Source organism: Chryseobacterium cheonjiense, from assembly GCF_012927265.1.
In the GTDB taxonomy this organism is placed as follows: Bacteria; Bacteroidota; Bacteroidia; order Flavobacteriales; family Weeksellaceae; genus Chryseobacterium; species Chryseobacterium cheonjiense.
In genome coordinates, this window is sequence record NZ_JABBGF010000004.1 from 108,904 (window position 1) to 132,306 (window position 23,403).

The following is a 23,403-nucleotide window of genomic DNA, read 5'->3' on the forward strand; positions in this document are numbered from 1 at the left end:
AATGAAAAATATAACAATATCAATCTTCGCTGTTATCACAGTATTTATAGCAGCTTCATGTAATCAGTCGTCAACTAAGAACAACGAGCTGTCCGAAAATAATACAACTGCCACTTCGGGCGAGCAGGCACCTTCTCAGTCAAAAGTGAATGACACAGTGCCCTTACCAGCTACGCCTGATACATCCATCGGTAAGAATGCAGGAGAAACAGCAACTGGTGGTTTTTCTATTGCGCCCATAGTGGCTGATTATCTGTCACTGAAGAACGCTCTTGTTTCAGACGATGCTAATGCTGCTGCCGATGCAGGTAAAAAGCTGTTTGCCACCCTGAATAAAGTGGACATGAAAACCGTCCCTGCCGATAATCACAAAAAATACATGGACATAACAGATGATATAAAGGAAAACGCAGAGCATATTGGCGACAATGCAGGTAAAATTGATCATCAGAGAGAGCATCTGGCATCATTAAGTGAAGATATCAGTGATCTTATTACGCTGTTCGGTTCTCCGCAGGCACTCTATCAGGATCATTGCCCAATGTTCAATGATGGCAAAGGAGCTATTTGGTTAAGCGAAAGCAAAGCAATCAAAAATCCTTATTACGGTTCAAAAATGATTACCTGCGGTATGGTGGAAAAAACCTTTAATTAATATGTCCTTAACGAAGAAAATCATATTGGGGTTGACTATTATCTTAATCGGCATACAGTTTTTTCAACCGTTACAGAACAAGTCGGATGAAGTGACAGCCTCTCATATTGAAAAGGTGTATGCCGTACCCCAAAATGTAAAGGCTGTCCTTGTCCAATCCTGCTACGACTGTCATAGCAACAATACCCATTATCCGTGGTATAGCCGCATCCAGCCGGGGTCATGGTATATGGCGCAGCATATCAAAAAAGGTAAGGAGGAACTCAACTTCAGCAACTTTGGGGAGTATTCCCCCCGCAAGCAGCGAAATAAGTTCAGGGCTATGGCGGGACAGGTCAAGGACGGAGAAATGCCCTTATCGTCATATACACTAATTCATCGCAATGCAGTATTGTCGCAAGAGGATAAGCAAGTTTTGGTGAAATGGTTTGGCGTAATGGAAGACAGTATTAAATAAAATTTTTAAAATCAATGAACAGATATAAGAATATACCCATAAAAATGCTGCAAACGGTATTGCTACTGCTTTGCGCACAAACCCTGTTTGCACAGAAAGTGGTGCATTACGAATTGTATGTAAAAGATACGCTTGTCAATTATGCAGGTAAGCAAAAAAGAGCGATTGCCGTAAACGGTCAAATCCCGATGCCTACGCTCACTTTCACCGAGGGTGATACAGCCGAAATTGTTGTTCATAATCAATTGAAAGAAAGCACATCGCTGCATTGGCACGGTGTATTTCTCCCCAACAAAGAAGACGGAGTTCCCTGGCTTACCCAAAAACCGATAGCTCCCGGGGCTACCTATACCTATCGTTTTCCTATTATACAAAGCGGAACGCACTGGTACCATTCGCATTCTGGATTACAGGAACAGATTGGGATGTACGGAAACTTTGTAATGAAGAAAAGAAAGGACGATAAGACGTTTAGAAAAGGAATAGATGATTTACCTGAAGTTCCCATTGTTTTAAGCGAATGGACCAACCTCAATCCAAAAAATATCAACAGAATGCTGCATAATGCCAACGACTGGGCGGCGATTAAGAAGAATTCAACACAGTCTTATGCAGAAGCCATTCGTGAGGGTTATTTTAAAACCAAGCTAAAAAACGAATGGAAACGTATGCTGGCAATGGATGTAAGCGATGTTTACTATGACAAAGTACTAATGAATGGAAACAATACCACAGATTTAAAAACCATCGATGGCAAATCATTGAAAGCAGGCGATAAAGTGAGGTTAAGAATATCCAACGGTGGAGCTTCTTCTTATTTCTGGTTGCGTTACGCAGGTGGAAAGATTACAGTAGTCGCTAATGACGGCAATGATGTAGAACCTGTAGATGTTGACCGGTTGATTATTGGTGTTTCAGAAACTTACGATGTTGTGGTTACGATTCCTGCCGATGGCGTGGCTTATGAATTTTTGGCAACAACCGAAGACCGAACACAGTCTGCAAGTTATTTTGTTGGAAATGGTGTTAAACAGTTGATTTCCCCTCTTCCCCGTCTTAAATATTTTGAAGGAATGAAAATGATGAACGGTATGATGAAAATGAACGGAGATCTGGATGATATGGGCATGAAGATGAGCCTGAACAAAATGGACATGAACGTAGTGATGTATCCCGAAATTACGGGACCAGCCGGAAAGAAAGAAGATCACAGCCAGCATAATATGGATATGGAATCTGGAATGAAAATGGACACCGACCCGAATAGATACAATGCAAATGCCCTGGGAGATATTACAACTCTAAATTATTCAATGTTGCAATCTCCATATAATACTACATTGCCAAAGGAGGCTCCTGTAAAAGAATTGAAATTTACACTAACCGGAAATATGAACCGCTATGTTTGGAGTATGGATAATAAAATCCTTTCCGAAACGGACAAGATACCCGTAAAAAAAGGTGAGGTTTTACGCATTACCATTTATAATAATTCGATGATGCGCCATCCGATGCACCTTCACGGGTTTGACTTCAGGGTAATAAATGGAAAAGGAGAAAAATCGCCGCTAAAAAACGTACTCGATATTATGCCGATGGAGACCGATACCATTGAATTCCTCGCAAATGAAGAAGGAGACTGGTTTTTCCATTGCCATATCCTTTATCATATGATGTCGGGTATGAACCGTGTTTTTTCGGTCGGTGATTATCAAAATCCAAATTTGCCAGACAAGAAACAAGCCTATAATATGTTGCAAAGAGAAAGCAATATGCCTCACTTTATGGCAGAAAATGATTTTGCGACCAATGGAAACGACGGTCAGGCTATGTTGCAGAATGCCCGATGGAGTTTGGGTACAGAATGGCGATTAGGCTACAACAGTATGCACGGTTATGAAGTGGAAACTCATCTTGGCAGATACATCGGAAAAATGCAGTGGCTGATGCCTTTTATTGGTTATGACTGGCGATACCGTAAAATGGGAATTGACCAGCAGGAAAAAAACCTGTTTGGCCAAACCAATGAGAAAGATACCCGAAGGGCCTTTAGTTTAGGTGTAATGTACACTTTACCAATGCTGGTCAATTTTCAGGCAGAGGTTTATCACGACGGTATTGTAAGATTGGCATTGATGCGTGAGGACATTCCGATTTCTAAGAGATTGAGAGGAGGATTTATGGTGAATACCGACAAAGAATATATGGGAGAACTCAAATACATTATCAATAAAAACATCGGAATCCGGGCTCATTATGATAGTGATATGGGATGGGGAGCCGGATTGTCACTTGTGTATTAATAATAATATTATAAGTTTTTGGATAATTATTTGATTTACTATAAATAAATGGAACTGCAATTGTTTCCACTGAAAATATAACAATTAGCTGTTCCATTTAATCAATTACAACTTTAAAATAGAATAAAATGGAAAATATGAATCACAAAAAACAAGATAATACTGTTTATAGAAAGCTTTTTTTTACACTGATAATTTCATTTATCATCATGTATCTCGTCATGTTTTTAAATGTTGACGAAATTGCTCATGTTTATATAAGTTTAACCCGAACGTACATGACATTGCTAATGGTGTCTCCGATGGCCGTGTTAATGATATTGATGATGGGCAATATGTATCATAATAAAAAACTTAATTCCATTATCATTGGTAGTGGAATTACTGTATTTATCGTTGCATTTATTTTTCTGCGAAATCAAACTTTCGTCAGCGATATTCAATATATGAAAGCAATGATTCCACATCATTCTTCTGCTATTATGACAAGCAAACATGCTGAGATCAAAGATCCAGAAGTGAAGATATTATCAGAAAATATCATAAAATCTCAAGAAGAAGAGATAAAAAAAATGAAGGAAAAAATTAAAGAACTACAGTAATACTAATGCATACAAATTTCTTAGAAAAACATTATACCAATCGTGTAGGTTGGCTACGAGCTTCAGTTCTTGGAGCAAATGACGGCATCTTATCTGTAACAAGTATTGCTATTGGTGTTGCAGCAGCCAGTTCAGAAAGAAATACGATTATTCTTGCCGCATTGGCGGGCTTGGTTTCCGGGGCAATGTCTATGGCCGCAGGAGAATATGTTTCTGTCAGTTCGCAGGCAGACACCGAAAAGGCCGACTTGTTGAGAGAAGAGAAAGAGTTAAAAGAAATGCCCGAAATGGAATTAGCAGAACTAGCAAAAATATATGAAAGTAGAGGCGTAAGTATGCAAACAGCTTTGCAGGTAGCAAAAGAATTGACCAATCACAATGCATTGGAGGCCCACGCCAAAGATGAACTGGGCATTAACGAAATTACACAGGCAAAACCCTTACAGGCAGCTTTAGCATCCTTTGCGTCTTTTACAGCGGGGGGGATTTTGCCTTTTATAGTTTCTATATTTGCTCCATTAAAAACAATGGTTTATTATCAATATACTTTGTCTATCGTGTTTTTGATGTTGCTGGGTGCAGTTACTGCAAAAACAGGAGGTTCAAAAATCATAGTTGCGGTTCTCAGAATGTGCTTTTGGGGAACAATAGCAATGGCTGCAACAGCTTTAGTCGGACATTTATTTGGGATAAAAAATATTTAAATAAGAATGAATACAGATAAAACTTCAACACAACACTGGAATACCATTTACCAAAGCAAAAACGAGAATGAAGTAAGCTGGTATCAAGAATATCCGAAAGCTTCCATTGAGTTGATAAAGGAATTAAACTTACCTCTTTCAGCACATATCATCGATATTGGTGGTGGAGAAAGCCATTTGGTAGATGTTCTTCTGGAGATGGGCTATACGAATATTTCTGTCCTAGATATTTCTGAAACTGCACTTCAAAAAAACCAAAACAGATTGGGAGAAAAAAGTAAGCTGGTAAATTGGATTGCAACTGATATTACTGAATTTATACCAAGACAAAAATATGACCTGTGGCATGACAGAGCGGCTTTTCATTTTTTAACGGCTGAAGAAAATGTCAAAAAATATGTTTCAATTGCTGAAAGGACTATCACTCAAGATGGATTTTTGATTATGGGAACATTCTCCGATAATGGTCCAACCAAATGCAGTGGTCTCGATACCAAACAATTTACCGAGGAATCACTGAAAAAAGTTTTTGAGAGATCTTTTGAGCTAAAGAGTTTCAAATATCTCGACCATTCTACACCTTTTAATACAATTCAGAATTTTTTATTTTGTACATTTCAAAGAAAATAAAATAGCAGATGTTTGATTTCAGATTGAAAGTATTTTTTACCGTTGCCAAAAGGCTCAACTTTACCAAAGCTTCGGAAGAACTGTATATCACACAGCCTGCAGTTACCAAGCACATTAAGGAGATTGAAAATTATTTCAAGGTAAAACTGTTTGACCGGAACGGAACAAAAATTAAACTTACACCCGCAGGCGAAACTTTATTACAGTATTCGGAACAGTTGTTTTCAATCTATCAGAATATGGAATTTGATCTCAATGCTTTTACTCAAAACAAATCAGGAACGCTGCGAATTGGCGCAAGTACTACCGCAGCACAATACCTGCTGCCTCCTATATTGGCAGCATTTCACCGTAAGTTCGACAAGGTAAAAGTTCAGTTGGTTACAGGAAACACAGAGCAAATAGAGATTGCTTTGCAGAATAAAAATATTGATTTAGGAATTATAGAAGGAAAATCGAGAAGCACCTTATTCAAATACTCCGCCTTTATAAAGGATGAACTCGTATTGGTTGCAAAAAATGGACATTCGATCTCAAAAAAATCATCTGTAAAAGTAGAAGATCTAATAAAGTATAGTTTTCTTTTACGTGAACCGGGTTCTGGGACACTTGAAGTCATTGCACACGCTCTCAAACAGTCTGGTATAAAAATAAGTAATCTCAATTTAGAAATGCAGTTGGACAGTTCGGAAAGCATCAAAATGTACCTGCTCAATTCAGAAGCCTTGGCTTTTCTTTCCATATATTCCATTTTCAAAGAACTAAAAAACAATGAATGTACTGTTGTAGAAGTAAAAGGACTAAGTATAGAACGAGAATTTAACTTTATTCAAAATCAGGGTGACAGCGAAAATCTTTCTGATTTGTTTATGAGATTTGCGATAAGTTATAACTTTAGGTAATGACAGATAACGAATAGCAATTTCTGCCAGACTTTCCAAATGATGACATTTGTATCATTAAAATATAAAGTCATTATGGAACAAGACACTCAAAAGCCCAATAAGCTTAATCGATTCAAAAGTCTTCTAGATCGAAGTATTACAACTCGTGAAGTTATTTTTTTGTTAGCAGTCGTATTCTGCCTATCTCCTTTAATATCTCCGCCTATTGCATTGTTGATGGGGCTTGTCATCGCACAGTTCATTGGCCATCCTTACCTTCATCTCAATCATAAGGCGACGCACATTCTACTACAGGTTTCAGTGGTTGGTTTAGGATTTGGAATGAACGTGACCAGTGCAATGAAGGCTGGTAAAGAAGGAATCCTTTTCACTATAGTTTCTATTATTGGAACCTTGGTTATAGGATATTTGATGGGAAAATTCCTCAAAATTGACAAAAAGAGTTCCTATCTGATCTCTGCAGGAACCGCTATTTGCGGAGGAAGTGCTATTGCTGCTGTTTCTCCTGTCATTAAAGCTGAGGAAAAACAAATATCAGTGGCATTAGGTACGGTTTTCATTCTTAATTCAATTGCTTTATTCATTTTCCCAATAATTGGTCACGCCCTGAATTTGTCTCAGACCCAGTTTGGTTTATGGAGTGCCATTGCCATTCACGACACCAGTTCAGTAGTGGGAGCAGCAAGCAAATACGGAACTCAGGCTTTGGAAGTAGCAACTACTGTTAAGTTGGCGCGTGCTTTATGGATTATTCCTATAGCATTTCTATCTACATTCCTTTTCAAAAACAAAGGCAGTAAAGTGAAAATCCCCTACTTTATAGGCTTATTTGTTTTGGCTATGATTGTCAATACCTATATTCCTTTTGTTCAGAATTTCAGTCATTACCTTACCGGTATTGCCAAAGCAGGGCTAACCTTAACTTTATTTTTAATTGGCTGCGGTCTGAATAGAAAATTACTGATGAGCGTTGGTTTTAGACCTTTGATTCAGGGCGTTGTACTTTGGGGCATCATTTCTGCTGCTGCATTATGGGCGGTAACTTCTTTTGCCAGTTAAGAATCTATTGCTTAATGTATTTGAACAAATTAATATCATACTTCACTAAACAAGAAATAATATGAAATCACTACCATTTAAAATTTCACTGATACTTTTAAGCTTTACAATAAAAGCGTTCGCACAAGTTCCATTCGATGGGGATATTAAAAATAATTCACTTGCAGTTAGCCCTGATGAAAAAATAGCGGCGGCTTCTTACAGTGATTCTACAGAAATTAAAATTTATGACCTATCCAAAGCCGAGTTAAAAACTACAATCAAAGGTTTTGTCAACCCCAGAAATATCCTTTTCTCTCCGGATGGAAAGCTAATTTACATTACCGATAGTAGTCTTGGATATCTGATGGTTTATAATTCTGACAATTATCAGCTGATTAAAAAATACCCGGTTGGCTATGGTGCATTTGGGACTGCTATCTCAAAAGATGGGAAACAGCTGTTTATCAACAATGAAGCGACTAATACGGTAACCTTGGTCAATCCAGAAACATCTGAGGTCAAGAATATCATTACTGGCTTTCATCAGCCCAGGCAAGGGGTGAAATTTAATCCTGATAATACAAAGCTCTATGTGACCAATTTTGGAAACGACCATATCACCGTTGTTGATGTTAAAACGCTAAAAATAGAAGGAGAAGTGGAGGGTTTCAATAAAATCCGGGCCATCTCGATTAGTAAGGACGGTAAAACCTTATATGCAGCGAACAGCGGAACAAATGAACTGCTTATAGTAGACATCGCCAGTAAAAAGATTGCTTATCGCATTCCTGTTGGGAAAGATAATTACGGAGCAAGTTTGTCTCCAGATGGAAAATTTGTGTTAAGCGGTAACAAAATTGATAATACTATTTCAGTAGTTGACGTTAAAACCAATAAGAATATCCAAACCATCAAAGGTTTTAAAGAACCAAGACAAGCCATCGTTTTTTCGAAATACGGAAAGTTCCTTTATGTTTTGAACAACGATTTAAGTGTGGATAAAGTCAGCATGGCTAACTATAAAATCGTTCAGTCAATGAAATGATCAGGTGATAATAAATATTACTTTTTGAAATGCCAACAGAAATCTTACTGATCACAGAAGCAAAAGCTTCTGATACAAAATCTTTTTACAAATGTAATACACCTTTGTATAGGAGTGTAAAGTCTGCCTTTGAAATGCAATTTGGAAACTTTGAAACCGATATTGATTTTTTAGCATTTTTTAAGGAAATGAAATGCAAAATTGAATATTTGGTGACTGAAGTAATTGACCGAAAGGATAAAAAAATCAGACAAAAACAACGTTCTGAAAGTGTTGACTCGCTTTCGAAAAGATTAAGAATATACCGTCCCAAATGTATTATCATTATAATGAAGGATATTGAAAACTTTGTTTTAATGGCGGTAGAAAGAGCAAATTTACCAGAAGATTTATTTATTAAAAGTGTTCCATTCCCAGCAATGAGTGAAAAAAACAGAATCAATTGTGAGCTTGGAATAGCAAAAATTCTTAAAGATTATGTCGTAGGTCATTGATTTTTATTACCTTTGATTATTCAAAAAAAGGGAATGGTGTCTCCCTTACCCAACCGCCCTAAAAAGCTGATGGCGCCTGATTAAAATTGAATGTTCAATCATTTAGTCAGGATATATTATGCATTATCATCAAAAATCGAAAGGGCAAAAATCCTTTATCAGAACAAAAGCTTTTTTTAGAGCTTATCCATCACTTCCCTATATCATCAAATGGTTATTCATTAGCCTTGTAATAGGTGCTTGTATCGGAACTGCGTCCGCATTATTTTTAAAAACATTAGGCTGGGTTACAGATTTCAGGGAAAATCACCTTTGGTTGATTGCCTTACTTCCGGTTGCAGGGTTCGTAATCGGATATATTTACCATCAATTTGGTAAAGAAGTTGAAGCAGGAAATAATCTGCTGATTGATACTATTCACGACCCTAAAGAAATCATTCCTTTTCGGATGGCGCCTTTTGTTTATCTCGGAACTTTGGCTACCCACCTCTTTGGAGGTTCTGCGGGAAGAGAAGGAACAGCGATACAAATGGCAGGTTCTATTGCCGACCAATTTACCAAGCCACTAAAACTCAATCTAAATGAAAGAAAAGTTTTAATTATTGCCGCCATTGCTGGCGGTTTTGGTTCTGTATTCGGAACGCCGCTAGCCGGAGCCATTTTCGGTCTGGAAGTTTTTCTGATTGGCAGACTAAAATATGATTCGATTTTTCCGGCATTTGCATCGGCAATCATCGCAGACTTAGTCACCAAACTTTGGAAAACCGGACATACCCATTATCATATTCCGACCATTCCTGATTTTTCATTTTTAAATGGTTTATACGCCATTCTTGCCGGAATAGCTTTCGGGCTATGTGCTGCAATTTTCAGCAAAACCATTCATCGTGTGGGTAAAATTTTCAAAGCAAAAATTTCTTACCCACCTTTACGTCCTTTGGTTGGAGGTATTTTAGTTGCAACCGCAGTTTGGGCTTTAGGAACGACAAAATATATCGGTTTAGGAATTCCTACCATTGTTTCGTCTTTTGAACAGCAATTACCAGCCTACGATTTTGCATTAAAAATGATTTTTACCATTGTTACATTAGCCGCAGGATTTAAAGGTGGTGAGGTGACACCTTTATTTTTTATCGGAGCTGCATTGGGAAATTCGCTGGGCTATTTTATTCCTTTACCAACAGGGCTTTTGGCAGGAATGGGCTTTGTAGCAGTTTTTGCAGGCGCTACCAATACACCTCTGGCTTGTAGTATTATGGCAATTGAACTTTTCGGGAGTGATTGTGGGGTTTATGTAGCCATTGCGTGCGTTGTTGCTTATTTATTCTCAGGTCATAGCAGTATTTATGGCAGACAGATGATCGGTGAGCCTAAACACAACAGGTTTGGAAACTACACCGGAAAAAGACTAAATGAACTATAATTTTAAAATTATGAACGCAGAAAATTTAGCCATTGCAAAAATATACTTTAGATACGGACAATCAGTAGTTGGGCAGAACTTTTGGAGGAAACTTTGGAATAATAATCTTGGAGAATATCTTTTGAAAAAGGCGAAACAAAACGCTATCCATCAAGCCAATATTTTTACTGCTAAAAGCGGATATTTAAATAACGGTTCTATCCAATACAATATTTCTGAAATTCCGTCATCTGAAAATCCTGTTTGTTTAGAGTTAGTAGATGAATCCAGTAAGATAAAGGCTTTTTTGAACGAGAATAAAGAAGAATTACAGAAAGTATCTTTGATATTACTGAATGACATGATTATTGAATTAGCATAAATCTCATTTTGAAAAGCTATTTATCCATTCAGAAATACTTCAAAATCCATCGCTTACTTTGTTTATTAAATCGTTAAAATTAATAGAATGAACAGATGAAAATATTAATTATAGAAGATGAAAAGTTATTGGCTGAAAGTATTGCCACTTACTTAAAACAGGAACAATATAATTGTGAATTTGCTTCTACTTTTGATGAAGCTATTGAAAAAACAGGCGTTTACGAATATGATTGCATTTTGTTAGATTTGAATCTTCCTGATGGCGAAGGTCTGGAAATTCTGGAAGCGTTAAAAAAAGAAAGTAAACAGGATGGTGTCATTATTATTTCGGCAAGGGATGCTGTAGATGATAAAATTATAGGGCTCAAATTAGGTGCGGATGATTACCTCCCAAAACCTTTTCATCTTTCAGAACTGAGTGCCAGAATATATTCGGTAATACGAAGAAGACAGTTTTCCAGTACCAATCATTTAGAAATCAATGAACTTTCAATTGATTTGCTTGCGAAAGAAGTACGTGTAAACAATCAAGTGATTACACTTACAAAAAAAGAATATGATTTGCTTATTTTTTTAATTGGCAACAAAAATCGTATTGTATCTAAAGTAGCTTTAGCAGAGCATCTATCAGGAGATATGGCAGATATGTTGGATAATGTAGATTTTGTGTATGCACACGTAAAAAACTTGAAAAAGAAGCTGGCAGATGCTGGTTGCGATGATTATATCAAAACAGTTTATAAAATGGGCTACAAATGGGACGTGTGAATGGCTTACTAAACAAAACATTACTCTATTATACTTTTTTGGCAACATTCGTTCTGTTGTTGAGTGCTCCTTTTTTCTATCTTGTAATGGAAAAGCTATATACGGACGACGTGGATGAAGCGATATACCTGCGAAAAAAAGAATTTGAAATTGACCATCTTAAAACGATTCGTTCTTCTGATATTCATATATGGAACCGCTTCAACAGGGATGTAAGAATTATACCGGATACCATTTCTGGAAACCGCAAAAATAAGATTATTCAGGAAACTATATTCGATGAAGTAGTACCGGAATGGGAACCTTATCGGGTACTATATTCGGATGTGAAGATTGAAGGAAAGCCTTATGTATTAAAAATTCAGCTCAACCTGGTAGAATCCGAAGATTTGATTAAAGCCATTATTTATGTCTATCTGGTCATTCTCGGAGGAATGCTGCTGGTTATATTTTTCATAACCCGTTTTATTGCAAACCGTTTGTGGAAACCATTTTACGAAACATTACAACTGATTGATAAATTTAATATTGAACAACAATCGCTTCCATCATTCAATAAAACCGGAACAAAAGAATTTGACCAACTGAACACAGGAATTGAAAAAATGATTGTTTCTAATGTAAAATCATATAACTCCCAGAAATCCTTTACCCAAAATGCTTCACACGAGTTGCAGACTCCTTTGGCAATTTTTCAATCCAAACTCGATTTACTTTTACAGGATACTTCACTTACCCAGCAACAATCCGTTGTTTTGCAGTCTTTGTACGAAGCCTCGCTGCGTCTATCCCGTATCAATAAAAACCTATTGCTCCTCACCAAAATTGAAAACAGGCAATATGCAGAGGTTTCAACATTTACGGTAAACGAATTGGTCAATGATGTTATTGGCTATTTTGAGGAACAGGCAGAAAATAAAAATTTACGGATAGAAATCGAAGAAAATGCTATCATTGAAATTAACGCCAACAGGGTTTTAACAGAGATATTAATAAATAACCTTATACTAAATGCTATACGGCATAATTTAGAAAATGGAAATATTACCATTCTAATTGAAGATGCCAAATTCAGTATAATCAACACAGGAATTTATAAAGAACTTGACAATGCTATTCTTTTTAAAAGATTTGGCAAGGCAACCACCGATACACGAAGTTCAGGCTTAGGTTTGGCTATCGTGAAGGAGATTGTGGAACAATACAAATGGGATATCAAATACGAGTTTAAAAATAATCTGCATTGTTTTACAGTGCTTTTCTAAAAATTCAGAAAATCTACAAAATCATATATATACTTTGTTCGCATAAAATGAAAAAGTATGTATTTGTTAAAAATATTCAAAAGCCGGTTTTCTATACTCTTTTCCCTGTTCACGCTATACATTACCTTATCGCTGCTTTTAAGAGTAGGGTTGCTTTTATATTCGGTACACAATATTGATTTTACTGTTGCCAATATTATGAAAATACTTTTTTTAGGATTTTCATTCGATATCACAACGGGTCTGTTTTTCATAACAACATATAACATTTTTCTTCTTGCTCTTCCCAAAAAATGGATTGGTAGTTTGCTGGATAAAACATTCACCTATTGTTATTGCTTTATTGTTTTGTTATTGATGTATTTCAGTTTGATGGCAGAAATCCCATTTTGGGATGAATTTGGGGTAAGATTCAATTTCATTGCTGTCGACTATCTTATATACACTTATGAAGTTATTACTAATATCAATCAATCCTATCCACTTCCGCTGATTATAGGGATATTATTAATTCTGATTGTTCTAAGTTTCTATTTATTTCAAGAAAAAAAATTTTTCCTTTATAGTTTTACGAATAAAATGCCATTTCTAAAAAGATTGATAATGAGTGTAAGCCTATTAATATTAACCTTTAGCCTTGGCTTCTTTTTAAAAAATAATTGGGCTGATAACGGAAATAATCTTACGGTAAATGAATTAGGTAAAAATGGGGTGTTTTCATTTTTTGCTGCATTCAGATCGAATGAGCTTGATTATGGAACTTTTTATCCAACAATAAATCAAAGGCAAGCCTATCTGGTTCTAAGAAAAAAACTTTTGCAAAACAACCAGCACTATTTGTCAAAAAGCAACACAGAAATTTTACGAGAAACCGAAGGCGAAACACTTATTAGGCCTAATATTATTTTATTAACCATTGAGAGTTTTAGTGCTGAATTTTTAAAATCATTCGGTAATACCCAAAATCTTACGCCAAACTATGATGCACTATCCGCAGAAAGCATATTTTTTACCAATTTGTTTGCGACTGGTACACGTACTGTGAGGGGAATGGAAGCACTCACCTTATCCATTCCGCCCACTCCTGGAAACAGTATTGTAAGGCGTCCCGATAATCAACATCTTTTTTCTGTGGCCACAATTGTAAGAAACAAAAATTATCATCCATATTTCATTTATGGTGGTGATGGTTATTTCGACAATATGAACAATTTTTTCGGGGGTCAGGGTTTTGATATTGTTGACAGGGATCGTGGCAACACACTTTCAGAAGATATAGCTACCAAACGGTACCGTATTCCAGACAGTGAAGTAAGTTTTGAAAATGCTTGGGGCGTTTGTGATGAAGATCTTTACAAACAGTCCATAAAATATGCAGATATCAACTTTGAAGAAAAAAAACCTTTCTTTCAATTTGTGATGACAACATCTAATCATAAGCCCTATACTTTTCCAAATGGAAAAATAAATCTTCCTCAGGGAGAGCGTGACGCTGCCGTTAAATACACTGATTATGCTTTAGGAAAATTTATTGCTCTTGCAAAAACAAAAGCTTGGTTTAAAAATACAGTTTTTGTCATAGTAGCGGACCATTGTGCCAGTAGCGCAGGAAAATGGGAAATCAACATAAACAAGCATCACATACCTGCAATTATTTATAATTTAAATCAAAAGCCTGAGAAAATTGATAGATTGATGTCTCAAATTGATTTAATGCCAACACTATTCGGTTATTTAGGGTGGGATTACAATACTGCTTTATATGGTAAAGATATTAACCAAACGAAGATTGGGGAAGAACGTGCTTTCATAGGTAATTATCGTACACTTGGTTTGCTAAAAGGAGATATTTTTACCCAAATTAACGACCGTAAAAAAACAGTTCAATATAACTTTGATCAAAAATCCGGGGAGATGAGAGAGGATCAATTTAAAAATAGTGAACTTACTAATGAAACCATTTCCTACTATCAAACTGCAAGCGAAAGGTTTAAAGAAGGGAAAATGAAAGAAATTCAAAAATAAATTCTTCTAAAAATTCAGAAAATCTGCTAAATCCTGTGCGAGCTTTACAGGAAAAATGAAAACTTTAAATAAAGTTGCGTCTGTAACGGTTCTTTTCTGGCTGATGAAAATTGTCGCTACCACTTTGGGAGAAACTTTGGGTGATTTTATATCTATGACTTTGCAATTAGGATACGGAACCGGCATGCTAATTACTGCTATATTTTTCACCATTATATTGTCGATACAGCTAACCTTAAAAAAGTATATTCCGGTTGTATTTTGGATGGTCATCATTGCCACAACCACATTGGGTACAGAAATTTCTGATTTTACTGACCGAACCTTGGGCGCAGGATATTTTTTAGGAAGCGTAATGCTTATAACTTTTCTTTTTCTCACGCTCTTTATTTGGTACAAATCGTATCATAATCTTGAGGTGTATCCAATTTTCCAAAAAAGAAAAGAAGTTTTATACTGGATTGCAATATTGTTTTCTAACAGTTTAGGAACTGCTTTCGGAGATTTTTTAAGTGATAATCTCGGGTTGAGTTATTTAAATGGAGCATTGATTACAGGCTGCATTATTATAGTAGTTGTCCTGCTGCATTATTTTACAAGGCTCAATCACGTATTATTGTTTTGGATCGCCTTCATTTTTACCCGTCCCTTCGGAGCCACTTTTGGAGATTTTCTTACCAAACCCCTTTCAAATGGAGGATTAAATCTCGGAACAGCAAATGCTTCTATCGTGTCTCTGATTTTATTATCGATGATGGTAATATTTTCTCATCTGAATTCTTTCAGAAAAAAATCTTCTACCGTCTAAAATTCAGAAATATTGCTAAATCACTTATGAGCTTTGTACTATAAAATTTTAAAAAATAGTACAATGAAAAAGTTAGCATTTCTATTGGCAGCTACTGCAAGCATAAGCTTTACTTATGCGCAAAAAGTTTCAGAAAAGGAAGTTCCTGCCGTTGTAAAATCGGCATTGCAAAAAGAGTTTCCAACTATCAAAACCATTAGGTGGGAAAAGGAAAAAGACAATTTTGAAGCAGGCTTTATACAAGACCATAAAGACTATTCTGTTCTCATCAACCCTTCAGGCAATATTTTGGAAACTGAAAAGGCTATTCCCGTTAATATGCTTCCTGAAAAAGCCAGAGCGTATATCCATCAAAACTATCCCAGTAAGAAAATAGCGGAGTCCGCAAAAATTACTGATGCTAAAGGTAATCTTACCTATGAAGCCGAGGTAGGCAAAAAAGACCTGATTTTCGATTCTAAAGGCCACTTTATAAAGGTTGCTCAGTAGCCAGAACTGCTTTTTTCAAATCTTTTAAACTTGAATAAAAATGTATCCCGATAATGATTGTTCTTAGATTTCTGTTAGGTATAGCATTCCTATTTCCTGCAATGAGTTATGCTCAGCAAACCCTTGATTACTATATACAAACTGCGAAAAGCAATAGCCCGCTAATAAAGGACAACCAGTTTCAATCAGAAGCTGCACGTCTCGAATTAGAAAGGCTAAAGTCCGTGTATACCAAACCACAGGTAGGTATCGTAGCCAATTATCTTATGGCACCGGTTGTAGCCAATAATAATGGTAAAACTTCGCTTCAGTTAAGCCCGGGAAATGCTGATAGCTATTATGGTCAGGATGCAGGGCTTACGAATGGAGGCTTATACCAAGGATTGGTACAAGTAAACCAACCATTATTTATGAAGTCCAGGTTTTCTGCTATTGCAGATGAAGCCGGTATTGGCATAAAAATAAACCAAAATAATATACGCCTGACCAATTTTGAATTGGAAAAAATAATTACCGACCAGTACATCCTTTGTCTGCAGGATATGCACCAGATTGATTTCTTAACGAAATACATCAACATTCTAAAAGATCAGAAAGAGCTCACAACGAAGTTGGTAAACAGTAGCGTAATCAAGCTTTCAGACCTGTCATTGCTCGATATAGAACTTCAAACTCAACTTATTGCGCAGCAAACAATGCAGGCATCTTACAGCAAGAATATATTGGATATGAATGTACTTGCAGGTATACCAGATAGTAATTCATCAAAGAAAATAACACCTTTAGATTTGTTTTTAAACAATGATAATACGGAATCTTCATTTACCGAAAAATACAATCTAGATAGCTCCAGACTTGTTGCACAGCAAAAAATATTTGAACTTAAATATAAACCACAATGGAATTTGTTTGCAAACGGTGGGTTTAATACAACAGATGCTTCGCTCATTTACAGGCGTATCGGTATCAGTGCAGGGGTTTCCTTTACGATGACCTTATTTGATGGCGGGCAGAAAGCGATTAATCGTACCAGAACAAACTTTTTACTTCAAACTACGCAAGCGTATAAAGAAAATTTCCTTAATCAAAATTCGGTACGGAAAAACAATTTCTTACAGCAAATAAATGCTATCGAAGAAAGAATCAGGCTGACCGAAACCCAGGTAAAAGAATATGATAAGCTGTTAGGATACTATAAACAGGAACTGATAAGAGGGCAAATTTCTGTTATCAATTATGTCAATACGATAAAGAACGCTATTGGTTTGGAAAAAGATTTCATCACGATGCAGACCAACCGTCAGTTACTGATCAATGCTTACAACTACTGGAATAAATAGAAAAACAATGAAATATACCACTCTAATCCTATTGTTCTCAGGATTAATTATTACATCCTGTCATCATACAGCGGAGCAAAATCCAGCCGACATAAAACCCGTTGCTACAGTAGATTATACAACAATAGCTACCAGACCGATGGAAGAACAGACAAAACTCACCGCTACATCAGTTTACTTAAAACGCAGTCAGGTTATTGCGCCTATTGCGGGATTTATTACACACGTGTATACCAAATATGGAGATGCTGTCCAAAAAGGACAGGTACTCTTTGAAATAGAAACCAAAGAAAGGTCTGCCATTGGTAATGATGGTTTGAGTGGTGATAATATGTTAAACAATTTTGGAAAAATAAGCATCAAAGCGCCCACTTCAGGTATGGTTACTATAATAGACCGTCAACAAATCGGGGAATATGTGATGGAAGGAAATCCTTTATGCACAATTGTACAGAATAATGATCTTGCCTTTCAACTCAATATGCCTTATGAGTTTCATAATTCCGCAGAAAGAAACAGGAACTGTTTGCTGGTTTTACCCGATGGTTCTAAGTTAAATGCCACTATTGTAAAGCCGCTTACTACGCTAAATGCAATTGATCAAACACAGGCATACTTGCTAAAACCCTCAAAAAACATATTCCTGCCCGAAGGATTGGTCGCTTCTGTATTGCTTACTACCAACAGCAGACAGCACGCACAGGTGTTACCAAAAACAGCCGTTTTAAGCGATGCTTTACTGCAACACTTTTGGGTGATGAAACTGGCAAACGATACTACAGCCATAAAATTACCGGTTATGATCGGAATGAGAAACAAAGATAATGTAGAAATTATTTCACCTGCTTTTTCTTCAACTGATAGGATACTGACCGAAGGAAACTACGGATTGTCGGATACGGCTTTAGTCAAAATAAAAAAACGATGAACAATATGGAGTATCAGAACTATTTCCGCCAGTTTTCAAAACCCATCATTTTTATCGCGTTGATATTGTTGGTTGCTGGTGTTTATTCTTATACAAAGATGCAAACAGCGCTTTTCCCGGAAGTTACCTTCCCCAAGATCAACCTGATTGTAGATAACGGGCAGCAGCCTATTGACAGGATGATGATAACCGTAACCAAACCTATAGAAAGTGCGGTAAAAAGGGTAAAGGGAGTAACGACTGTGAAAAGCAGTACCAGCAGAGGGAGTTCTGTAATTGAGGTTTATTTCAACTGGGATGTGGATATCTATGCCGCCAAGACACAGATAGAAAGCCGTATCAACGAAATCAAAGCTATGCTTCCGCCGGGTGTTGTTATTTCTGCCGAAGCAATGAACCAATCGCTTTTTCCTGTATATGGCTATACCCTTGAAAGTAAGAGTACTGATCTGGTTACGTTGAAAGACTATGCTAACTTGCATGTACGGCCGCTATTTTCACAAGTACCTGGTATTTCAAACGCCATTGTTAGAGGAGGCAAAGTGAAAGAATATGTGGTAAAGCCAGATGCAGTTAAAATGTCTTCCTTGGGTATTACCCCCAGTACTTTAATTACGGTATTCAACAATACAAATTTTATAGAATCGAACGGCAACCTCTCTGATTTTAGAAGATTGTATCTCAGCCTTACCGAAACACGTGTCAATGATATCGAAGCGTTGGAGAACGTCATCGTCAGGTCCGACAGCAACAGGATTATCAAGCTGAAAGACATTGCTGCAATTGAATTGCAACAACAGCAAGAGTTTGTGATTGTCAATGCGAATGGAAACGATGCTGTATTAATAGACCTTGTAAAACAGCAAGGCATCAACCTGCTGGACTTTTCAAAAAATGTGCAAGCTAAAGCGGATGAAATCAGAAAAATATTACCTCCGGGTGTGGAACTGAAAACCTATTACGATCAGTCTGCTTTTGTGGGAGATAGTATACACAGCGTGGTAAAGACGATATACGAAGGTTTACTCCTTGCTATTTTAGTAATGATTGTATTCCTTCGTTCCTGGCGTGCAAGCTTGGTGGTGTTGCTTACCATCCCAGTTACGATAGCTACATCGCTGCTGTTTTTATACTCATCGGGACTTACCATCAATGTAATGTCGCTTGGAGGAATCGCCGCTGCCATTGGTCTAATTATAGACGATGCGATTGTTATCATTGAACAGATTTACCGCACCCACGAAGAACATCCCGAGAAAGATAATTACAGCATTGTAAAACAAGCCATCAAAGATCTGTTTCCGGCGATGGTGGGTTCTTCCTTATCAACCATTGTTATTTTTATTCCGTTCCGGATGATGAGCGGTTTGGCAGGCAGTTTCTTCAAAGAGTTATCAGATACAATGCAGATTGTATTGGTTTGCTCCTTCCTTGTTACCTGGTTTGTGTTGCCAGTATTGCACCTGGCTATTGGGTTTAAACATTCTTCAAAAACGCAACACCCGCATAGTGTCAATACCCATCAATTAAAATGGCTGACCAATTTATTTCATCGCCCCGTTTATGCTATTGTTTTTGTGCTTGTATTGGCTGGCGGTGCGTGGCTGGTTTCAGGCAAACTGGAAACAGGATTTCTTCCCGACCTGGATGAAGGTACCATTGTGATGGATTATTACTCACCAAGTGGTACCAGCCTTGAAGAAACCGACCGTATGCTGCGTGAAGTAGAGCAACTACTTATTCATCACCCAGAAATAGAAACCTACAGCCGAAGAACAGGGATGCGAATGGCATTCAGAACCGTTCCACAAAATTTCGGCGATTATTCTATTCAGCTAAAACCCAATCATCAGCATACAACGGTGGATGTGATTGATGACCTAAGAAAGAAAATCGAAGCCACGCAACCTTCATTGCACGTATCGTTCGGGCAAAGAATTTCTGATTTACTAGGTGACCTGATGAGTACGCCAAGCCCTGTAGAAATTAAAATCTTTGGTGATGACCAGAAGAAGCTGGAACAATTAGCCGCTCAGGCAGGAAATATCCTTACTCATATCAATGGCATTGCAGATATAGAGAATGGTCTGGTACAGGCAGGCCCCTCAATGGTATTTACTCCCAATGTGGAAAAGCTGGCACAGTTTAATATATCACTTACCGATTTTCAAACGCAGCTTACGGCATATACGGGTGGGGTTCCGTTAGGGATTAATGCCAATGGGCCAACGCTAAACCCTGCTCAGCTGGCGATGGCAGGTGACGTACAGTCCGGCAGTATTCAGGATGGAGAACAAATGCGGAGAATATTGATGCGGTTTACTGATTTTAAGGACAACAGCCTGGAAAAGATAAAAAATGACCTGATATTTCTTCCCGATGGTACGACTAAACCATTATCATTTTTCTGTGAAGTACGAATGATTGATGGTGAAACTGAACTGCGCCGGGAAAACCTGAAATCCAATGTAGTACTCACCGCAAGATTGAACAACAGGGATCTTGGTAGTACCATTCAAGAAATACAGCAAACATTTGCAAAAGAACTATCGTTGCCCCAAGGATATACCATAGAGTATGGAGGAGCTTATTCAGAACAGCAGTCTTCTTTCAAAGAATTACTGTTAATCCTGATTACAGCATCTTTATTGGTCTTTGCCGTATTGCTGTTTTTGTTCCGTCACTGGCTCATTTCATTATCGATTCTACTGGTTTCTGTATTAGGAATTTCAGGCTGCCTGATGGCGTTGTATGTTACGGGTATCCCTTTGAATGTGGGAAGTTATACTGGCATTATTATGATTGTAGGCATCATTGCAGAGAATGCCATTTTCACGGTAAACCAGTTTTTCGCCAACTTAAAATCGGGTGCCAGTGTTGACCAGTCCATTCAATATGCGATTGCTTTACGCATCCGACCAAAACTAATGACGGCTATCGGTGCCATCCTGGCATTAATGCCGCTCGCTTTAGGAATTGGTCTTGGAGCTCAGATGCAACAGCCATTGGCAATCGCCGTAATTGGTGGTTTTGTGGCAGGAATCCCTTTATTGCTTTTTGTTTTCCCAAGTTTTATCAGATTAATATACAGAACAAATAAAAGAGACTGATTTATGAAAAATATTTTGTCAAGATTATGTTTTACATTGATATGCTCCATTTTATTTACAGCAAATGTAGATGCCCAGAAAATGGATAGTATTTACTCGTACAAACCACTTCGCTTTCAACCTAAACAACTTATCATTCCATCAGGACTTATCCTAACAGGGATAGCATTTAATGGCAGCGGTCGCGAATCTGTAAAAAATGAATTTGTTGAAGAACGAAATGAAGCTATACCAAAATTCAGAACAAGATTGGATGACTACCTTCAATTTTCACCCATAGCACTAACTTATGGATTTGAAGCCATCGGAATGAAACCCAAAACAGATATTGCTAATCGCTCGGTCATTTTACTAAAAAGCGAACTGATTATGTTTGCATCGGTTGAACTTCTGAAAAACACAACAAAAACCTTAAGACCCGATGGAAGTGCTTACAATTCTTTTCCTTCCGGTCATACTGCCCAGGCATTTGCAGCTGCAACTTTATTATCTGAAGAATATGGTTATCGGTATAAATGGGTACCCTATGTTTCATACGGTTTAGCATCAGGAGTTGGTGCATTAAGAATGGCAAATAACAAGCATTACATAAGTGATGTATTGGTTGCGGCAGGTATTGGCATTCTTTCTACTAAAATAGCCTATTGGACACATCGGTACAAGTGGGGCAAACCTAAAAGAGTTTCTGATTATAAAGACTAACTAAAATATAAAGAGAATGATTGATTGGATATTAGAAAAAGATAAACAAATATTACTGTGGATCAACGGTCATCACACAGATTTTATGGATCAGATAATGTGGTTTGCCAGCGAAAAGTTGAGCTGGATTCCGTTTTATCTTGCTATTTTAATTATATTGATTTTAAAATATAAAAAGCAAAGCTGGTGGATTATTTTCCTTATTCTCCCATTAATTACGTTAAGCGACCAATTGGCAGCATCTATTATTCGTCCACTATTTGAACGCTTAAGACCCAGTCATACAGAAGGATTGCAAAATCTTTTGCATTACGTTAATGGTTATACAGGAGGGCAATATGGTTTTGTATCTGCTCACACATTAAATGTTTTTTCGCTTGCGACTTACCTTAGCAAAGCGACTTATAAAAATATAAGTTGGATGCCTTATATATTATTTCCGTGGGCATTTTTTGTTTCCTATAGCAGAATATATCTTGGAGTCCATTATCCCACAGATGTTGTTGTGCCCATAATGCTTGGGCTCTTGAATGGAACATTATTCTTTTGGATATATAGAAGCTTTAAACCGACCTTTTTAAAAAATTAAATTATGTGGTGGATATATGCATTGCTTTCTGCCTTGTTTGCATCGCTTACAGCAATATTTGCAAAAATCGGTATTACAGGTGTTAACTCTAACCTTGCGACTGCTATCCGAACTGTTATTATATTAATTGTTGCGTGGGGAATAGTTTTAGCCAGAGGCGAAACAAGAGGAATTACAACATTATCAAAACAGAACTTGATTTTCCTCGTGATATCTGGTATTGCGACAGGACTTTCCTGGATATTCTATTTTAAAGCGTTACAAATAGGCAAAGTGTCGCAAGTTGCACCAGTGGATAAACTTAGTGTATCACTAACCATAGTGTTATCGGTATTATTCCTAGGCGAAACATTGACCTTAAAAACGGCAATCGGGGCTTTATTAATTATTGGTGGAACTGTATTATTGATTTTGGAGTGAGCAATGTTTGATAACGTAATAAAATGAAAATATTTAATGATTAAATTTAGTGCTAAAAGAACTTGAGCGGTTAGCCCGTTATCATCGGTAAAAAGTTTGGTTTCATAGCTGTGTTTTATGCACATTGGAAGAAATGAAGAACTCCTCTTGTAGCACCCTCCAGTTGAGTATACCTGTCAACATTATTGATTCCAATGCGAATCGCAATTTTAGACATGGTTAATAGTATTTATAACTTAAAACATAACTGTTGATCAAATCATTTAGCTGTTACTTTGTCCTGTCATCCATTCTAATGTTTATGTAAATAAAGCTTGTCAGTATAGGTCAGATATGA

The 23,403-nt window shown here is 37.0% G+C and carries 23 protein-coding genes and 1 riboswitch; all 23 genes read left to right on the forward strand.

Annotation, left to right across the window (positions count from 1 at the left end):
* Position 1: 1 nt before the first annotated feature.
* The gene (locus tag HHL20_RS18190) at positions 2-655 is read left to right on the forward strand and encodes a DUF3347 domain-containing protein (protein WP_027374766.1); all 654 of its coding nucleotides are present in this window, start codon (positions 2-4) and stop codon (positions 653-655) included.
* A 1-nt stretch (position 656) separates the two neighbouring features.
* Positions 657-1,112 (forward strand): heme-binding domain-containing protein, encoded by a 456-nt coding sequence (locus tag HHL20_RS18195; protein WP_027374767.1) that lies wholly within the window; start codon positions 657-659, stop codon positions 1,110-1,112.
* 14 nt (positions 1,113-1,126) lie between these two features.
* Entirely contained in the window at positions 1,127-3,415 is a 2,289-nt protein-coding gene (locus tag HHL20_RS18200) for a multicopper oxidase domain-containing protein (protein ID WP_027374768.1), read from the forward strand.
* A gap of 128 nt (positions 3,416-3,543) precedes the next feature.
* Positions 3,544-4,017: a DUF305 domain-containing protein gene (locus HHL20_RS18205; RefSeq protein WP_051585158.1), complete on the forward strand. Its 474-nt coding sequence runs from the start codon at positions 3,544-3,546 to the stop codon at positions 4,015-4,017.
* Positions 4,018-4,022: 5 nt separating this feature from the next.
* On the forward strand, positions 4,023-4,721 hold the full coding sequence (locus HHL20_RS18210; protein ID WP_027374770.1) for a VIT1/CCC1 transporter family protein: 699 nt from the start codon (positions 4,023-4,025) through the stop codon (positions 4,719-4,721).
* Positions 4,722-4,727: 6 nt separating this feature from the next.
* Positions 4,728-5,351, forward strand: coding sequence for a class I SAM-dependent methyltransferase (locus tag HHL20_RS18215; RefSeq protein WP_027374771.1), 624 nt, complete (start codon positions 4,728-4,730; stop codon positions 5,349-5,351).
* 8 nt (positions 5,352-5,359) lie between these two features.
* Positions 5,360-6,253 (forward strand): LysR family transcriptional regulator, encoded by an 894-nt coding sequence (locus HHL20_RS18220; RefSeq protein WP_042723205.1) that lies wholly within the window; start codon positions 5,360-5,362, stop codon positions 6,251-6,253.
* A 75-nt stretch (positions 6,254-6,328) separates the two neighbouring features.
* A complete protein-coding gene (locus HHL20_RS18225; protein ID WP_027374773.1) occupies positions 6,329-7,315 on the forward strand; it encodes a YeiH family protein in 987 nt (328 codons plus the stop codon).
* 61 nt (positions 7,316-7,376) lie between these two features.
* The gene (locus tag HHL20_RS18230) at positions 7,377-8,342 is read left to right on the forward strand and encodes a YncE family protein (RefSeq protein ID WP_027374774.1); all 966 of its coding nucleotides are present in this window, start codon (positions 7,377-7,379) and stop codon (positions 8,340-8,342) included.
* 29 nt (positions 8,343-8,371) lie between these two features.
* Positions 8,372-8,836, forward strand: a complete 465-nt coding sequence (locus HHL20_RS18235) for a hypothetical protein (protein ID WP_027374775.1) — start codon at positions 8,372-8,374, stop codon at positions 8,834-8,836.
* A gap of 20 nt (positions 8,837-8,856) precedes the next feature.
* Positions 8,857-8,922, forward strand: a riboswitch (Fluoride riboswitch).
* Positions 8,923-8,954: 32 nt separating this feature from the next.
* Positions 8,955-10,259, forward strand: a complete 1,305-nt coding sequence (locus tag HHL20_RS18240; RefSeq protein ID WP_185194837.1) for a voltage-gated chloride channel family protein — start codon at positions 8,955-8,957, stop codon at positions 10,257-10,259.
* A 10-nt stretch (positions 10,260-10,269) separates the two neighbouring features.
* On the forward strand, positions 10,270-10,620 hold the full coding sequence (locus HHL20_RS18245) for a DUF190 domain-containing protein (protein WP_157761371.1): 351 nt from the start codon (positions 10,270-10,272) through the stop codon (positions 10,618-10,620).
* A gap of 95 nt (positions 10,621-10,715) precedes the next feature.
* On the forward strand, positions 10,716-11,390 hold the full coding sequence (locus HHL20_RS18250; protein WP_027374778.1) for a response regulator transcription factor: 675 nt from the start codon (positions 10,716-10,718) through the stop codon (positions 11,388-11,390).
* Positions 11,378-12,655, forward strand: a complete 1,278-nt coding sequence (locus tag HHL20_RS18255; protein WP_042723206.1) for a sensor histidine kinase — start codon at positions 11,378-11,380, stop codon at positions 12,653-12,655. Before HHL20_RS18250 ends, HHL20_RS18255 begins: the two co-directional genes overlap by 13 nt.
* A 198-nt stretch (positions 12,656-12,853) precedes the next feature.
* Positions 12,854-14,680: an LTA synthase family protein gene (locus HHL20_RS18260; RefSeq protein WP_228375279.1), complete on the forward strand. Its 1,827-nt coding sequence runs from the start codon at positions 12,854-12,856 to the stop codon at positions 14,678-14,680.
* A gap of 55 nt (positions 14,681-14,735) precedes the next feature.
* Positions 14,736-15,488 (forward strand): COG4705 family protein, encoded by a 753-nt coding sequence (locus tag HHL20_RS18265; protein WP_042723207.1) that lies wholly within the window; start codon positions 14,736-14,738, stop codon positions 15,486-15,488.
* 63 nt (positions 15,489-15,551) lie between these two features.
* Positions 15,552-15,977, forward strand: coding sequence for a PepSY-like domain-containing protein (locus tag HHL20_RS18270; protein ID WP_050009682.1), 426 nt, complete (start codon positions 15,552-15,554; stop codon positions 15,975-15,977).
* A 53-nt stretch (positions 15,978-16,030) separates the two neighbouring features.
* Positions 16,031-17,317 (forward strand): TolC family protein, encoded by a 1,287-nt coding sequence (locus HHL20_RS18275; protein WP_169232596.1) that lies wholly within the window; start codon positions 16,031-16,033, stop codon positions 17,315-17,317.
* Between the two features lie 7 nt (positions 17,318-17,324).
* On the forward strand, positions 17,325-18,245 hold the full coding sequence (locus HHL20_RS18280; RefSeq protein ID WP_157761370.1) for an efflux RND transporter periplasmic adaptor subunit: 921 nt from the start codon (positions 17,325-17,327) through the stop codon (positions 18,243-18,245).
* Complete coding sequence (locus tag HHL20_RS18285) at positions 18,242-21,355, forward strand: efflux RND transporter permease subunit (RefSeq protein ID WP_027374784.1); 3,114 nt, start codon at positions 18,242-18,244, stop codon at positions 21,353-21,355. The genes HHL20_RS18280 and HHL20_RS18285 overlap by 4 nt, the downstream gene beginning before the upstream one ends.
* Positions 21,356-21,358: 3 nt before the next feature.
* Entirely contained in the window at positions 21,359-22,057 is a 699-nt protein-coding gene (locus tag HHL20_RS18290) for a phosphatase PAP2 family protein (protein WP_042723208.1), read from the forward strand.
* A gap of 16 nt (positions 22,058-22,073) precedes the next feature.
* On the forward strand, positions 22,074-22,646 hold the full coding sequence (locus tag HHL20_RS18295; RefSeq protein WP_034722844.1) for a phosphatase PAP2 family protein: 573 nt from the start codon (positions 22,074-22,076) through the stop codon (positions 22,644-22,646).
* A gap of 3 nt (positions 22,647-22,649) precedes the next feature.
* Positions 22,650-23,066, forward strand: a complete 417-nt coding sequence (locus HHL20_RS18300) for an EamA family transporter (RefSeq protein WP_027374786.1) — start codon at positions 22,650-22,652, stop codon at positions 23,064-23,066.
* Positions 23,067-23,403: the final 337 nt, after the last annotated feature.